Here is a 15145-nt window from a genome sequence, read left to right as displayed (position 1 = left end):
CACTTCCTTGGAAGTGTTTTTTTATTGGTTGATGACGCTTAAAGCGCTAACACGAGAGCTAACACAGCCCTAGCTTTTTCATCTTACTTTTTAGAGTGTTAGGGTTGATATCTAATAGCTCGGCTGCGCCGCCAGGTCCATAGAGTTTACCACCTGTAATACGCATCGCATGGCTGATATACTTACCTATCATAGTATCTAGCGGCACCAGCTTATCGCTAGCGTAGCTTGGATCAACGACGATTGTTTGCCCTGTTTTGATGGTTATCTCTTCATCAGATTGCGCTTGTAGCAGTTCGAAGCTAAGCGGGCCCTGAGGTTTTTGAATGATGGCTCGTTCAAGTACGTTAATCAGCTCACGCACATTACCTGGCCAGCTGTAATTGTTTAGTACGGCTAGCTGCTCAGGCATCACTCTCGGTAACTGCTCTAGATTAAACTTCGCCGCCAATGTCTCGATAAAATACTGCACTAACAGTGGAATATCGCTTCTACGCTGACGCAGCGCCGGGATCTCTATCGGAAAAACGGATAAGCGATACCAGAGATCTTCCCTAAATGTTTTCTCATGTACCATGGCTTGCAGATTTCTATGAGTCGCCGCTATGACTCGAATATTAAGATCGACATTTTCATAGCCGCCTACCCGGGTGATCGAGCTGTTCTGCAGTACACGTAATAACCGCACCTGTGCCGATAGAGGTAACTCTCCGATCTCATCTAAGAAAATGGTGCCACCATTTGCCTGCTCGAAATAACCCGCCTTTCGGCCGTCTGCGCCAGTAAAGGCTCCCTTTTCGTATCCAAAGAGTTCAGAATCGATCAGAGTCTCAGGAATTGCGCCGCAGTTCACCTTAATAAAAGGCTGATTAACTCGGTTTGATTTGGCATGAATCGCGTTGGCGATCACCTCTTTACCGCAGCCAGTTTCTCCTAGCATCAGTACACTAGTATTTAACTCGGCAATGGCATCGACCTGGGCCATTACCTTTTTAAGGCCACCTTCGGCACCAACAACGCCATCGGCAGAAAACATAGCACGCTTAAGGCTGTCGTTTTCTTGGCTAAGTACCTGATTGGCCCTGAGCAAGTTTCTGCCACGCAAATTAAAGGCGGTGATCAGAGAGAAGGTATCTTTGTGAGGTTCTATCAAGTCAGCATGCAGTGGCTTGAACAGTCCAGCTTGCTTAGCATAAAAGCCCACGACACCTAAATGTGTGTTATCACTGATCATCCTCAATAAGATCACTGACCCAATTTCAGGGATCACCTGAGGCGCCACAAAGCTGGTGACCTTATCCTGCTCAATATCATTGATAATACGGATCACTGGACGATCGTTTTGCTGCAGCACCTGCCCCATTTCGGCAGAGATCTTCACCTGTTTGTCGAGTGCAACGGCCTGCTGTTCGTTAACATGGGCAAGAAACTGAATGTCTGCATGCTCCGGCCGATAGATGTTAAGAAAAATGCCATCTATAGGCAGATACTGTTTTACGTATCCATAATAATTTTGCAGAGCAACTTCCAGCGACAAACTGCTGCATAAGCACTGGGTAGCCTGATGATAAAATTCTTGTTTCATTGATATCTCGAGGTGGCCACGAAGTTTCGTGATGGTAGATCATTGTATTTCGTGATTCTGTGCTCCTGTTCATAAATAATCGGAAACAGAAACAAAACGAGTAAGACATATATAAAACCGTGGTCGATGCCACATAAAAATATAGGTGAAAATAAATTAAATATGAAGAAAAGCTTAGAATATGAGAGCTACTTAAAACTAAATATGAAGATGTGAATGCTTTTACAAAATCGATAAAACATGTGAGTAATTTAAAAATAAACTCAGATATGTGACCTATTTACCCATAGAGTTAAATGTGTGAGAGGCTTATAAGTTTCACTGCAACATATGATGATTTGTACATATAAAAATATATTCCGCAGCCTCCAAACAAAGCTACATTAAAGGCAAACTCTTGATTATATAGCGCTTTACATGACAAGCACCAACACCACACGTGCTTGTTTGCGCCTATCAAACCTTTTCTATATAGGCTAATAAAAACACTAATTGGTGCAAGACAAAAACGACTTAAAAAGTAGGCAAATAATTTAATAGATTAATTCATTTAAACCTACACAGCCCCTACCGCAAACCAAATTAATTGGCTAACATATATATTAATAACGACTATTAACCCTACTTATACCGAATACAAGCTCCCCATTTTACAGTTGGTTATTTACCTTTTATAAACAGCAAGTGCAAAAGCCTATTTTAAAGTCAATTTATAAACCCTGTTTATTATTGATATGTCGAGATAACCACGAAATATCATGGTGGTAAATCTTGATATTTCACGATTTCAGGATCCTGTTCATAAATCATAAGCTTTATACTGAAAATTAGGTAGTTGGCACAGTCACTGCAACTTCATCTACATGAGTTAGAGCTTAAACGGCTCAGAAACATAATTAGAAAATACACATAGGGAACAGATAGATGAACGTAAAAGAACTGGCAAGTCCTGGCCGACGCCAATTATTAAAAGGTGGCGCAGCGATGGCCGTTGCAGGCCTTGGTAGCACAGTTGCCTTATCGGCTAATGCCGCTTGCGTCTCTGCAGACGAGGCAAAGTTTGATGAAGTGGTCGATGTCATCGTCGTTGGTAGTGGCTTTGCGGGTATGTCTGCAGCACTACAGGCAAAAGAGAGCGGCGCAAGCGTTATGGTTATCGACAAGATGCCCGTGTTTGGCGGTAACTCTACCATTAACGGTGGCGCAATGGCGGTTGCAGGCTCACCACTGCAAAAGAAAGAAGGTATCGAAGATTCTGTCGATGTCATGGTTGCCGATATGCTTGAGTCCGGCCGCGGCATGAACGATGTCGAGATGCTAAAGCTTGTGTGTAATGGTACCGCCGAGTCTTGTGAGTGGCTTATCGACCATGGTGTTGAGTGGAAGCCATTCGTACAACACTTCGGCGGCCACTCTATTCCGCGTGTACTGCAAACCGTACAAAGCTCAGGCGCAGGCATTATTCGCCCACTTATCAAAGCCGCTAAGAAGAGTGGCATCGACATGAGAAACCAGACCAAGCTAGAAGGTTTCGTCAAAGATGACAGTGGCCGTGTGATCGGTATCGAAGTTCGTCAAGGCTACTACTTCCCAAAAGAACGCACGGGTAAGATGGCTAAGATTGGTGCCCGTAAAGGCGTGATCATGGCTACGGGTGGCTTTGGTAATGACATCGAGTATCGTCAGATGCAACAACCAGAGTATACCAGTGAGCTAGACTCTACCAACCATGCAGGTGCGACCTCTGAAGCACTTAAGCAGATGATGCTACTAGGCGCTAACCCGATTCACTTAGATCAGATCCAGCTAGGTCCATGGGCATCTCCTGACGAGAAAGGCTTTGGCACCGCATCACAATTCAACACTATCGCCACCTACCCTAGTGGCATCGTTGTTGACGTCCGTACCGGTGAACGCTTCTTTAACGAGCTTGCCGACCGTAAAGCTCGTGCTGATGCCATCATGACCCGCCGCGACGATAAAGGTAATCCTGTTTATCCGATTGGCTTTACCAATGCCGAAGGTGCAAAAGATGCGCAAACGCTAGATTGGGGCCTTAAATACAATGTGATTAAGAAAGCCGACAATCTAGATGAGCTTGCCAAGATCTACAACATGCCAGCCGAAGCGCTAAAGGCGCAGGTTGCACGCTGGAACGAAGCGGTAAGCAAAGGGGAAGACGCTGAGTTCGGCCGTCCTATGCAAAAAGCCATGCTGTTAGATAAAGGTCCTTGGTACGCAGTACGTATGTGGCCAAAGGTTCACTACTGCATGGGTGGCGTAAAAGTTAACACCGCATCAGAAGTACTACACCTTGTCAGCAACAAACCCATTCCAGGCCTATACGCTGCCGGCGAAGCGACGGGTGGTATTCACGGTGCGAGTCGTTTAGGTGCTTGCGCGGTAGCGGAAGGGGTGGTAACCGGGCGTAATGCTGGCCGCCATTGTGCACAGAGCCAGTCAATAACACTGAATATCGCTTAACCCAAATAGAAATCAAATTCGCCTTGCTGAGTGACTACCACTTAGCTGCAAAAAATTATGGAATAGATGAAGATGAAAACAACTAAAAATGCTGTATTAACATCACTCGCTCTCGCATTAACTGCAACTCATGCCATGGCTGCAGAGCCTGTGGTACTAGACGGTAAGCACTTCACACAAGACCAAGCTTGGGCTATCGCAGATGGCGCCGAAGTTAAAATCGCCCCACAGTCGGCGACTACGCTAGTAAAAGCCCACGAGTTATTGATGGAAGCGGCACGCCTAGGAAAGCCAGTTTACGGCCTAACAGTAGGTGTCGGCCTAAACAAAGATCACAAACTATTTGATGCTAACGGTGAGCTAAGCGCCGAAGTATTGAAGGCTTCAGAGTCATTCAACTACAGCACTCTACGTGCTCACAGCGCTGGTGTCGGTGAAGCTATGCCTGTACGTTTAACCCGTGTCGCCCTAGCGGTACGCTTAAACACAATTCTGTCTGGTCACACAGGTGTGCAGCCTTATGTTGCCGAGCTTTACCAAGCTTATCTAAATAACGATATTTCACCTATCATCCCATCTAAGGGCACCGTGGGTGAAGCAGATATTCTTCTAGCTTCTCACGTTGGCCTTGCCATGATTGGTGAGTGGGACGTTATCTACAAAGGTGAGCGCATGAACAGCGCTGAGGCGATGAAAAAAGCGGGCATCAAGCCACTTAAGCCTGTCGGTAAAGACGCGCTATCGATTCTATCGAACAACTCTGTTGGCGTTACATACGCAATGAAGGGTTACCGCGATGCCAAGCACTTACTTGAGGTGTCACCAACGGTATTTAGCTTAAGTCTTGAAGGCCTTAACGGTAACGTGTCACCATTCTTGCCACAGACCAACGACATTCGCCCTTTCCCTTACCTCAAAGAAGCGACAGCCAATGTGCGTGACAGCCTAACTGGTAGCTACTTATGGGATGCTAACAGTGAACGTCCGCTCCAAGACCCACTCAGTTACCGTACTACAGCCTACACCTTTGCAAGCGCATACAAGGCACTAGCAGATCTTGGACAGATGATTGATATTCAAATCAACCATTCTGACGATAACCCAGGTGTTATCCTTGGTGCGGGCATAGACTACGGCAACAACTCTCAGGTATCTAAGTACCTTGTTGAAGGCAAAGGCGGCGTGTTCCCAACCACCAACTTTGAGCCACTACCTGTTGCACTTGCCGTACAGCAGCTCAGCATCGCTCTGACTCACGTTTCACATAACAGCGCCATGCGCACCATCCATCTATCGGATGACCACTTTACTCGTCTACCACGCTTCCTAAGTGCACCGGGTAACAATGGCCACGCCTTTGGTGCAATCCAGAAGACCTTCGTCGACATGCAAGTGCGTAACAAAGCCTTAGCGAACCCAGTATCGTTCGATGGTATTCAAATCGCGGGTAACATCGAAGATACCTTCACTAATTTGAAACTGGCGTCTGACAGACTTATCCAAATTGTTGATAACACAAATGTAATGTACGGCTTAGAGCTAATGCACTCGACTCAAGCTATCGATCTTCGCAAGCTTGCAGACGAGAACATCAAGCAAGGCGAAGCGACCAAAGCTATGCATGATGCGTTCCGTAAGCAAGTGCCATTTGTTGAAGTTGACCGCCCGTTCACACCAGATATTAAGGCGTCATACGATTTTATTACTCAGTTCTAATCCATGAATTAAGGCGACTCAAATTCGCCTCGCTTGTTCTCCCTTGCAGCGATAGGAACCACTCCCACCTATTGCTGCAAGCTGAATGCACAAGGCTAAGGATAGCCCTGTCACTCAAGAGCAAGCTCCTGATTAATAAGCTCGAACTAAATAAGTTTCGGTTAATAGATTTTGTTTCAACAATTCGTGGGCATAAGCGCCCCAAATAAAGAATAGGATTAAAGATGTTAAGAGTACTAACGGCTATCTGTATGGTGATGCTGATGTCAATTCCGGCAGCCAACGCAATGAAGCTTAAAGATTACCACAAAGAGATCATGACTGGTGACAACGGCAAGGTTGATTGTAGTTTTTGTCATGGCGACGCCAAACGCAAAACCATTCCTGAAGCGAGCAACTGCGAAAGCTGTCACGGCACACCAAGCGATATAGCCGAACTCACTAAGCGTCCAGCTGGTTCAGGTCACGATGTAGAGCCAAACCCGCATGACAGCCTACACTACGGCACTGACCTACCTTGTACCTACTGCCATATGGAGCACAAAGAGAGCAAAGTTTACTGTAATCAGTGTCACGAGTTTGAATACCCAGAAATGAAGCGATAGGTTCTAGCGCCGAATAAAGCAAAGAAGGTAAAGAGTAAGAAAAAGCTAAGACGGTTGAAGGCCGAACAAACAAAGACGGACGGGCTGCGCCCTACTAGGAAACGCAAAAGCATGACGGGCTAAAGCCCGACCTACAACAAACACCGCTTTTCCGTAAGCGCAGCGTTCCGTAGTGACGAAGTCACGTTCCCTAGGTCGCAGACCGTTCGGCTCTTACCGTCTTAGCCTTAAAATAAGGCGCTAGGCTCTAGGGCGCTTCGCGGCGAGAGCGGGCTGCGCCCTGCTAGGAAAATCACAAGCATGACGGGCTAAAGCCCGACCTACAACAAACACCGCTTTTCCGTAAGCGCAGCGTTCCGTAGTGACTAAGTCACGTTCCCTAGGTCGCAGACCGTTCGGCTCTTACCGTCTTAGCCTTAAAATAAGGCGCTAGGCTCTAGGGCGCTTCGCTTCGAGGACGGGCTGCGCCCTGCTAGAAAAATCACAAGCATGACGGGCTAAAGCCCGACCTACAACAGCCAATACTTTTCCGGATTTTCCTATCTCAGCTTTACCCGTCTTTGCTTTCATCGTCTTAGCTTCTACCGTCTTTGCTTCTACCGTCTTTGCTTCTACCGTCTTTGCTTTAACCGTCTTAGCTTCTACCGTCTTAGCTTCTACCGTCTTAGCTTCTACCGTCTTTGCTTTAACCGTCTTAGCTTCTACCGTCTTAGCTTCTACCGTCTTTGCTTCTACCGTCTTTGCTCTTCCTAGAACCTAAAGCCTAGAACCTAGAACCTAAGACCTTCTGTTAACCCTAAGACCTTCTTTTAAACCGCCTGCCAAAACACGGTAAATGAGGCAAATATTGCCACAAACCACGACAGTGAACGCAGCGTACCTTTATCCACTAAGTACAAGAACTGATACGCTACTCTTGCAATCACATGCACGATTGCAGCCGTTTCTGCGACTCCATTCACTTTATCTGTGGCTATAACAGCCAGAACTGACAAACCAAAAATCAGCAATGACTCGAAAGCATTTTGATGCGCCGCAACGGCCCGAGCGCCAAAGCCTGTAAGTTTGGCCTGCTGCTCACGGGGATGGTTATTGTCATAACCTCCTAGCTTGGCCATTGCCACCGCAACCGGCCCCTTTGCAGCATAGGGCAACAACATGGCAATAAATAGACAGATGAGTAGCGTGGTCATATATTTGAATCCTTTATTATTGTTTTATTTATCAGCTTTATTTAACAGTTATGTTTTTATAACACTACAGCATAAGAAAAGCAGGTTCTAGGTTCTAGGAAAAGCGGAAAGGTAAAGACGATAACAGCTAAGACGAAAAAGCAGTTCTGCTTCTGTAGGTCGGCATTTATGCCGTCACTTGTTTAGGCGGTTCAAGGATTACTAGATGGTTCTAGAAAACAGCTCCTGGGTAGGAGGAGTTGCTTTTCCTAGAACCTATTTTCTAGAATCTATTTCCTAGAACCTGAGCCCTAGGAAAAGTAGCTAAAAGCGAATACGTGATGATTACAGGTACGTAGGTTATTTAGGCACAACCTTTTTCATCTGTACCCCGATGAAGATAAAACTAATCCCTTCAAAGATAAAAGAAACACCAATAAAGATCCCTAAAAGAGACAGTGAAAATTCAGGATTGTTCATCAGAGTAAAAAAGTAAACCGCAATGGCTGTTGATACTAACCCACTGAACACAATCCAGACCCAACCATCTAGATTACCTCGGCTCATAAAACCAAAAAATATCCTAGTCACCCCATTAAACAGCATAATAACAATCATCATTGCCGTAATGGTCAATAAACTAACGAAGGGTTCGGCTAAAATGAGTATGCCACCAATAAGATAGAACAGTGCACTAATGACATACCAAGACTTAGCTTTCCATTTAGGAATGCTGAAGGTGTGGTAAACCTGCACCAGACCGATAACTAAAAAGATCGCTCCAATGATAGCGGTAATAGCCACCCCCACAGCAACAGGCAAACTTATAGCAAGAAAGCCAGCAAGGGTAACCACTACACCCACTATGACGAACCATTTCCAGCCTTTTGTAAGCATAGTATTTACTGGGTTTTCCATATTATATCCTTAAGAGTCAGCTGATTGATTAGCAGCTAAGCCTGAGTGTTCAATTCATTTTTAGAGTGTTTATCAAAAACAGATCCAACTATTTGAATTAGCAATACAAGCTCAAGTATTGGTCATCAATGAAGATATGACTAGCTGTAGGTCAATATTTATTGATTTAACCTAATGTTCACCGGGAATTAGCAGTTTTTCACTCTAGACAAACAGAGTTAAGCCAGTGATATAAACCACGCAAGCTCAATATGGTAGAACTCAGCACCAAACGCGAATGCGACCAATGTCACAAATAACGATATAGCGTGACTTTAATGGCGGGAGTAAGAATGATATTACTCATATCTAAAAATAAGGCTATCCGGGACAGGTTGAGTACCTGCCACAAGCCTGCAGCAGAGCCGGACAGGCTTGTGGAGTAGATAATTTTTAACGCGACTTATCTAGCGCTTCGCACAGTTCCTCGACGCCAAGCAGTGCTCTTGGTGCAGCGCGGTGAAGGAGATCAGCGTTGAGCTGGTAGATATGGCCATTCTTAACCGCAGGGATCTCAGCCCACTTACTCCAGTTTACACCGACTATGTTCCCCTCATCTTGGCTCTGTAGGATCACTTCAGGCTGTTTCAAGACCACTGTTTCTAGGCTAACTTGTGGATAATCGCTGGCAGCATCGACAAATACATTATCGCCGTGACATACAGCAATGATCTGTTGGATCCAGCTGTTTTTTGCAACCGTCATCAAGGGAGTCGACCACAGCTGATAGAAGACACTCACCTCAGACTTGGCTGCGTTATCGATACGTAACTGTTTCAGCTTCTCACGGTAATCTGCAGCTACTTTCGCAGCTTGCACCTGATGCCCCGTCAGCTCACCAAGAGATTCTAGCTCATCGGCTACCGCCTCAAGTGTCTGCGGGTTACTATCAAACACGCGAAAGCCCAGCTCTTTGATACGCTCAATATCTTCGGCTTTATTACCGCTGCCCCACACCACAACTAAATCAGGCTCTAGCTCCAGCACTCGCTCTATCTGGATACCGTAATAACCGCCAATGCGTGGAATAGCTAAAGCCGCTTCGGGAAAGTCTGCATGGTCAGTGGTAGCCACAATCGACTCCCCCGCACCAATCGCGTACAGCATCTCAACCGAGTGCGGCGACAGCGCAACAATGCGTTTAGCGGGTGTTTCAACAGCAAAAATAGGAGTAGAAGCAGATATAAATAGGCCCAACACCAATAACAATTTACATAAGATGTTCATAAAATCCTTCTAAAGTCGGTTAAATCTAAGATCGTACGAGCTAAGACGACTCAAGCTGTGACGGAAAAGTCGATAACAGCTGAGATGAAGAAGACAATAACGCCACAACAAAGAAAGCGAAGAAAGTAATTTCTAACTGTTTGAGATTAGGACAAAGCCGTCAAGTTTTCCTAGCCCCTGAGCATACGAGTAGTATGTGATGGGGTAGGAAAACGAAGACAATGCCGTCATCATTTCAAACAGGACGAAATTTAGTAGTCGAAGCCGGGCTGAGCTTTGATTCCGGCTTCAAATGCGTGTTTGACTGGCTGCACCTCGCTCACAGTATCAGCAAGCTCTATGATAGCTCTATGACACGCTCTACCCGTTACAATTACATGCTGCATTGGTGGTCGGTTCTTTAGCGCTGCAATCACTCTCTCAACCTCTAGATAGTGATAGCTCACCATATAGGTCAGCTCATCGAGCATGACTAAATCGATCGTTTCATCTTTCAGTAACTTCTCAGCGGCCTCCCAAGCTTGCAGCGCTGCGGCGGTGTCTTTTTCACGGTCTTGGGTTTCCCAAGTAAAGCCAGTGCCCATAACATGAAATTCAACACCAGCACCTTCAAGTAATGTGCGCTCACCACAGTCCCAGTTACCTTTGATGAATTGCACCACCGCAGCTTTTTTGCCATGACCAACGGCGCGAACCACAGTGCCAAAACCTGAGGTAGACTTGCCTTTACCGTTACCGGTTAACACTAAAAGGATCCCTTTCTCTTCTTGTGCTCGAGCGATCTTGGCGTCTACGCCCTCTTTTATCCGCTGTTGGCGCGCTTTATGACGCTCTGCTTTTGCAGCTTCTGATCTCGCTTTTTCCGATTGAGTAGCTGGTTGAGCAGCTGCAACTTGATCAGCCTTGTTCGAGTTCTTATCCGTCATATTACTTCCCTATTTTATCTCTTAAACACTAATCTAATTTGCAAACAAACTAAAAAACACCCCAAAATTTACCGGCTAAAATTTTGTCTCTCCCGGCTAAAACTGTCTTTATCAATTTAGTTTAAAAACCCACAACAAACTCAGCATTGGCGAGGGTTTGAGCAATATAAAATATGAAGCCCGCACATCATATTTTAATCGTTTAGTTAGCGCACAACTAACGTTTAACTTTCAAACAAAAAGACGTTTTTTTACACCTTTAGCATTTTTATCAGCTTTAAGCCTTATAAATACATTTTTTGTTTTTAGTACAGGCTAAGGTTGATAAGTTAATGTCGATCCCAGATCTGATCGAATCGATCGAGATCTAAATGCAGCTCTAATACATCTGCCAATCGATCCAGTTGCTGCTCGCGTACTTGATTAACATCAACCACTGCAGCATCTTTCATTCCCGCCCATTGCAAAATCAACTGACATGCCTGTGGCGAGTCAAATAAGCCATGAACATAAGTCCCTAAGATATTGCCATCACTAGATAGCATGCCCTCTAATTCTGGCTCTTGGATTTCAGCGCCTAACTCATCTACGCCAGCTTCTAGCTTGACGCTTAATGATAACGGCTGAGTTAATGGCAACAGTGAGCGTGAACGGCCACAGTGGATCTCATAACCTTCAACCGGCACCCTTTCACCTAGCAAATTCAAATGCCCCTCAACCTGTTGCAATATCTTGTTATCCGTTAGCTCGGTAACCAGCGGCAATAAGCCTAAAGCATCGCTATTACCTGGACTGTCTTCTATCCCGTGTGGATCATCGATTAACTGACCGAGCATTTGATAGCCTCCGCAGATCCCCATCAGTTTGCCGCCGTAGCGTAAATGCTTATCAATGGCGCTATCCCACCCCTGCTGGCGAATAAACTCAAGGTCGGCACGCACATTCTTACTACCCGGAATAATGATTAAATCCGCAGCAGGAAGTGGATATGGCTCATCAATCGCCTTTTGCGCCTGAGTTTTGGTAATAGTTTGCAGCGACACATAATTAAAATCGATTTGCGGGTGTAATCTTAGCGGGTCAAAATCAGTATGGTTACTGATCCGCGGTAGCAGCAACACTAAGACTTTCAGCTTAGTATCAGTCGATTTTTCTGGCGCGGCAATTAAGGCATCTTCGGCATCTAAATGCAGGTCATGCAGATAGGGCAGCACGCCTAGCACCGGTTTATTAGTGTAGTTTTCTAGCCAATCCAGCCCATCTTGCAATAGGCTAATATCGCCACGAAAACGGTTAATCACAAAACCTTTTACTCGTGCTCGCTCCGACTCACTCAAAAGAGCCAAGGTTCCGACCAGATGGGCAAATACGCCCCCCTTGTCGATATCGGCGATGATGATGACAGGGCAATCCACCTCTTCGGCGAAGCCCATATTGGCAATATCACCTTCGCGCAGATTGATCTCGGCTGGGCTGCCCGCCCCTTCCACCAGCAACATGTCGTAATCGCTTGTTAAGCGCTGATAAGACTCAAGCACCGCCGCCATCGCTTTAACGCGGTAGCCCTCGGCATTTTTGCCAAAGTAATCTTCAGCCTCCATTTTCATCAATGCTCTACCATGCACTATCACTTGTGAGCCAGTGTCAGAGCTCGGCTTAAGAAGAATTGGATTAAAGTCGATTTGAGGCTCAAGATGGCAGGCCACAGCTTGTAAAGCTTGCGCGCGGCCAATCTCGCCGCCATCTATGGTGACAGCGCTATTTAGTGCCATATTTTGTGGCTTAAACGGTGCGACTTTAACGCCTTGCCTGACGAACAAGCGACACAGCCCTGCCACCAGGGTACTTTTACCCGCATCCGATGTAGTGCCCTGCACCATCAAAACTTTGCTATTACTTAACCTTGCCACTAATTGGCTCTCCTAACCTTTTAGACACAGGGGCAAACCTGCGGTCACCAAGGTGACTCTGTCTGCGATAGCCGCAATATCTTGATGTAGCCAACCCGCTTCATCGACGAAGCGACGATTTATCTCACCCATTGGCACTATGCCGCAGCCAACCTCATTACTCACCAGTACCACAGTCCCCGGCAATTCGCTTAAGAGTTGTAAAAAATCGGCCTTAACCTGTTGCCAACTATCTTCTTTTTGTAAGAGCGGCTCTTTTTGCAACAGATGGTTCGTCAACCACAGGGTTAAGCAGTCCACTAAGATGATGCTGCTTTCAGTAGCATGTGCCTTTAGGGCAACGGTTAACTCTAGGGGGCATTCGATAGTGCGCCAAACAATAGTATCTGACCCACGCTGAGTTTGATGGCGGCAAATACGCTCGCCCATTTCAGCGTCTAACGCCTGGGCTGTGGCGAAGTAGAAGCACTCGCTATCAACACCGTTTTGCGTCTCAGCTAAAAGCAGTTTCACTTGCGCCTCGGCGAAACGACTCTTGCCGCTACGGGCACCGCCTAATACAAGATGGATCACCAACTGACTCCTAAAATAAGCAAAAGTAGATAACAGCTCAGCTCACTGCCTTGCTGGGCGGCCCCTAATGTGTCACCTGTATAACCACCGATTTGACTTCGAAACAATCTAATAAAGCCGTACCGTACGATAATAAGACCCGTGATCAACACTAACGCAGGCACAAAACCGACTAACTGCAGTGGTAATACACCTAAAACTAATAAAATAGATAACTCGTTTACCCCCTGCTCTTGGGCAAGGGGCTTACTCTTGCTGGTACTTGAGTCACTCACATATGGCTCAGAGAAGATAAAACTCGCGGCAACGACCCGACTTAAGCAGTGGCCAACAATCAGCGCTAAGCTCACACTGCTTGGGTCAAATAGTGCTATCTCGGTTAGCAGTTGCCACTTAAGCAGCAAGGCTAACACCAACGCCAGTGCTCCGTAGCTGCCAAGCCGCGAGTCCTTCATGATGTTAAGCTTAGCCTCCACCGTCCAGCCTCCCCCTAAGCCATCTGCGGTGTCGGCAAGACCATCTTCATGAAAACCACCAGTGACTAACACGCTGGTTATCATGGCCAGCACTATGGCAATAGAAGGCGATACCCAGTGCAGCATCAGGGTATAAACCGCCGCACTAATAACGCCCACCAGCAAGCCCACCAAGCCGAAATAACGGCTAGCCTTATTAAGTTTATCTGCATCCACCTCAACCCATTTAGGCATCGGAATTCGAGTAAAGAACCCCATCGCAATAAAGAATAAATTGAGCTGCTTATGCCATGCCTGCATGTAAATCTCCGATTTAAGGTTCTAGGTTCTAGGTTCTAGGTTCTAGGTTCTAGGTTCTAGGTTCTACAAAATTCTAGCCGTAATGCCCTAGTACCTGCCTTTTCTTTTCCTAGGGCCTAGGCCCTTCTTTATCAAAGTTAAATCTCTATCCCTACATCTTGAAAGCTGGCCATCTCATTATAGAAATTTGCCGCCGCCTGAATGAGCGGTAGTGCGAGCGCTGCGCCCGTGCCTTCGCCGAGTTTCATGCCAAGCTTTAAGAGTGGCTTAGCCTGCAAAAACTCCAGCATAAAAAAGTGGCCCTTCTCATCAGACTGATGAGCGAAAATCATATAATCACGCACATTAGGGTTAATCTTCACCGCGGCTAAGGCTGCTGCGCTGGCAATAAAACCATCAACAATGATGAGCATATTGCGCTCGGCAGCGGCAAGCATGGCACCTGTCATCTGTACGATCTCGAAACCGCCGAGACAAGCCAAAACCTGCATTGGATCATCAAGTTCACTATGATGCACAAGCAGCGCTTGCTCAACGAGCATCTTCTTGCGCTTAAAAGTCGCCGCATCGATACCAGTGCCTCGACCGACACAATCCTCCACTTTTATGCCTGTTAGCGCTGCCATGATAGCGGCGGCAGACGAGGTGTTGCCTATTCCCATCTCGCCTAGCGCAATCAAGTTGCAACCATTTTGATGGTGTAATTCGACTCTCTCGGTAGCCATCTTAAAGCCCTGCTTCACCGCACCCAGCGTCATAGCAGCGCGTTTGTGAATGGGACCCGTTCCAGAACCTAAACGCTGATTAATTACACCGGGTAAATTTTCAATTGGCTTTAAGATGCCACAATCAATCACTTCTAAGTCGAAACCAACCTGACGGGTAAATACGTTAATCGCCGCGCCGCCATTCATAAAGTTGTACACCATCTGCGTGGTGACTTCACTCGGCGCTATGGAGACGCCTGAATCTGCAATACCATGGTCAGCGGCAAATACCATCATCTTTGGATTGGCAATTTGTGGTTTGTCTTTACCCAGTACCCGAGCAATTTGCAGCGCTACGGTCTCTAGGTCGCCCAGCGCTCCTAACGGCTTGGTTTTAGTGTCTATTTTTTGCTGGATGACATCATCAAATTCAGTGCTTACAGGTTTAATATCAAACATCTTTAGTTCCCCTAACCGCTCAATAAGGATTAATTACGCGCACAACTA

At 46.3% G+C, this 15145-nt stretch carries 12 protein-coding genes; 3 read left to right on the top strand and 9 right to left on the bottom strand.

What is annotated here, in order from left to right; translation table 11 throughout:
* Positions 1–58: 58 nt before the first annotated feature.
* Positions 59–1585: a sigma-54-dependent Fis family transcriptional regulator gene (locus K5Q92_RS02095; RefSeq protein WP_220767404.1), complete on the bottom strand. Its 1527-nt coding sequence runs from the start codon at positions 1583–1585 to the stop codon at positions 59–61.
* A gap of 924 nt (positions 1586–2509) precedes the next feature.
* On the opposite strand from K5Q92_RS02095, the gene K5Q92_RS02090 reads away from it, so the two are divergent.
* The 3 genes from K5Q92_RS02090 (at position 2510) to K5Q92_RS02080 (ending at position 6390) form a co-directional block, all read left to right on the top strand.
* Positions 2510–4069 (top strand): flavocytochrome c, encoded by a 1560-nt coding sequence (locus K5Q92_RS02090; protein ID WP_220767403.1) that lies wholly within the window; start codon positions 2510–2512, stop codon positions 4067–4069.
* A gap of 72 nt (positions 4070–4141) precedes the next feature.
* Positions 4142–5785, top strand: coding sequence for a histidine ammonia-lyase (gene hutH, locus K5Q92_RS02085; protein WP_259649464.1), 1644 nt, complete (start codon positions 4142–4144; stop codon positions 5783–5785).
* A gap of 224 nt (positions 5786–6009) precedes the next feature.
* A complete protein-coding gene (locus K5Q92_RS02080) occupies positions 6010–6390 on the top strand; it encodes a cytochrome c3 family protein (protein ID WP_220767401.1) in 381 nt (126 codons plus the stop codon).
* Positions 6391–7199: 809 nt separating this feature from the next.
* Here the strand turns inward: K5Q92_RS02080 and K5Q92_RS02075 are convergent.
* The 8 genes from K5Q92_RS02075 to cobT all read right to left on the bottom strand — a co-directional run bounded on the left by K5Q92_RS02075 (position 7200) and on the right by cobT (position 15097).
* Positions 7200–7583: an MAPEG family protein gene (locus tag K5Q92_RS02075; RefSeq protein WP_220767400.1), complete on the bottom strand. Its 384-nt coding sequence runs from the start codon at positions 7581–7583 to the stop codon at positions 7200–7202.
* Positions 7584–7922: 339 nt separating this feature from the next.
* Complete coding sequence (locus tag K5Q92_RS02070) at positions 7923–8480, bottom strand: HdeD family acid-resistance protein (RefSeq protein ID WP_220767399.1); 558 nt, start codon at positions 8478–8480, stop codon at positions 7923–7925.
* Between the two features lie 432 nt (positions 8481–8912).
* Positions 8913–9746, bottom strand: a complete 834-nt coding sequence (locus tag K5Q92_RS02065) for a cobalamin-binding protein (protein WP_220767398.1) — start codon at positions 9744–9746, stop codon at positions 8913–8915.
* 251 nt (positions 9747–9997) lie between these two features.
* Positions 9998–10672 (bottom strand): cob(I)yrinic acid a,c-diamide adenosyltransferase, encoded by a 675-nt coding sequence (gene cobO / locus K5Q92_RS02060; protein WP_220767397.1) that lies wholly within the window; start codon positions 10670–10672, stop codon positions 9998–10000.
* A 329-nt stretch (positions 10673–11001) separates the two neighbouring features.
* A complete protein-coding gene (locus K5Q92_RS02055; RefSeq protein ID WP_220767475.1) occupies positions 11002–12552 on the bottom strand; it encodes a cobyric acid synthase in 1551 nt (516 codons plus the stop codon).
* A gap of 42 nt (positions 12553–12594) precedes the next feature.
* Positions 12595–13155: a bifunctional adenosylcobinamide kinase/adenosylcobinamide-phosphate guanylyltransferase gene (gene cobU, locus K5Q92_RS02050; protein WP_220767396.1), complete on the bottom strand. Its 561-nt coding sequence runs from the start codon at positions 13153–13155 to the stop codon at positions 12595–12597.
* Positions 13152–13931: an adenosylcobinamide-GDP ribazoletransferase gene (locus K5Q92_RS02045; protein ID WP_220767395.1), complete on the bottom strand. Its 780-nt coding sequence runs from the start codon at positions 13929–13931 to the stop codon at positions 13152–13154. The genes cobU and K5Q92_RS02045 overlap by 4 nt, the downstream gene beginning before the upstream one ends.
* A 137-nt stretch (positions 13932–14068) precedes the next feature.
* Complete coding sequence (cobT, locus tag K5Q92_RS02040) at positions 14069–15097, bottom strand: nicotinate-nucleotide--dimethylbenzimidazole phosphoribosyltransferase (protein WP_220767394.1); 1029 nt, start codon at positions 15095–15097, stop codon at positions 14069–14071.
* Between the last annotated feature and the right edge of the window lie 48 nt (positions 15098–15145).

The organism is Shewanella sp. MBTL60-007 (assembly GCF_019654915.1).
Classification (GTDB): domain Bacteria; phylum Pseudomonadota; class Gammaproteobacteria; order Enterobacterales; family Shewanellaceae; genus Shewanella.
This window is presented reverse-complemented; position numbering and strand designations above follow the sequence as displayed.

Coding starts and splice junctions, on each gene's coding strand:
- K5Q92_RS02095 (WP_220767404.1), bottom strand. CDS start 1,585: ATGAAACAAGAATTTTATCATCAGGCTACCCAGTGCTTATGCAGCAGT.
- cobO (WP_220767397.1), bottom strand. CDS start 10,672: ATGACGGATAAGAACTCGAACAAGGCTGATCAAGTTGCAGCTGCTCAA.
- K5Q92_RS02065 (WP_220767398.1), bottom strand. CDS start 9,746: ATGAACATCTTATGTAAATTGTTATTGGTGTTGGGCCTATTTATATCT.
- K5Q92_RS02090 (WP_220767403.1), top strand. CDS start 2,510: ATGAACGTAAAAGAACTGGCAAGTCCTGGCCGACGCCAATTATTAAAA.
- K5Q92_RS02080 (WP_220767401.1), top strand. CDS start 6,010: ATGTTAAGAGTACTAACGGCTATCTGTATGGTGATGCTGATGTCAATT.
- cobT (WP_220767394.1), bottom strand. CDS start 15,097: ATGTTTGATATTAAACCTGTAAGCACTGAATTTGATGATGTCATCCAG.
- K5Q92_RS02070 (WP_220767399.1), bottom strand. CDS start 8,480: ATGGAAAACCCAGTAAATACTATGCTTACAAAAGGCTGGAAATGGTTC.
- K5Q92_RS02055 (WP_220767475.1), bottom strand. CDS start 12,552: ATGGTGCAGGGCACTACATCGGATGCGGGTAAAAGTACCCTGGTGGCA.
- K5Q92_RS02075 (WP_220767400.1), bottom strand. CDS start 7,583: ATGACCACGCTACTCATCTGTCTATTTATTGCCATGTTGTTGCCCTAT.
- K5Q92_RS02045 (WP_220767395.1), bottom strand. CDS start 13,931: ATGCAGGCATGGCATAAGCAGCTCAATTTATTCTTTATTGCGATGGGG.
- hutH (WP_259649464.1), top strand. CDS start 4,142: ATGAAAACAACTAAAAATGCTGTATTAACATCACTCGCTCTCGCATTA.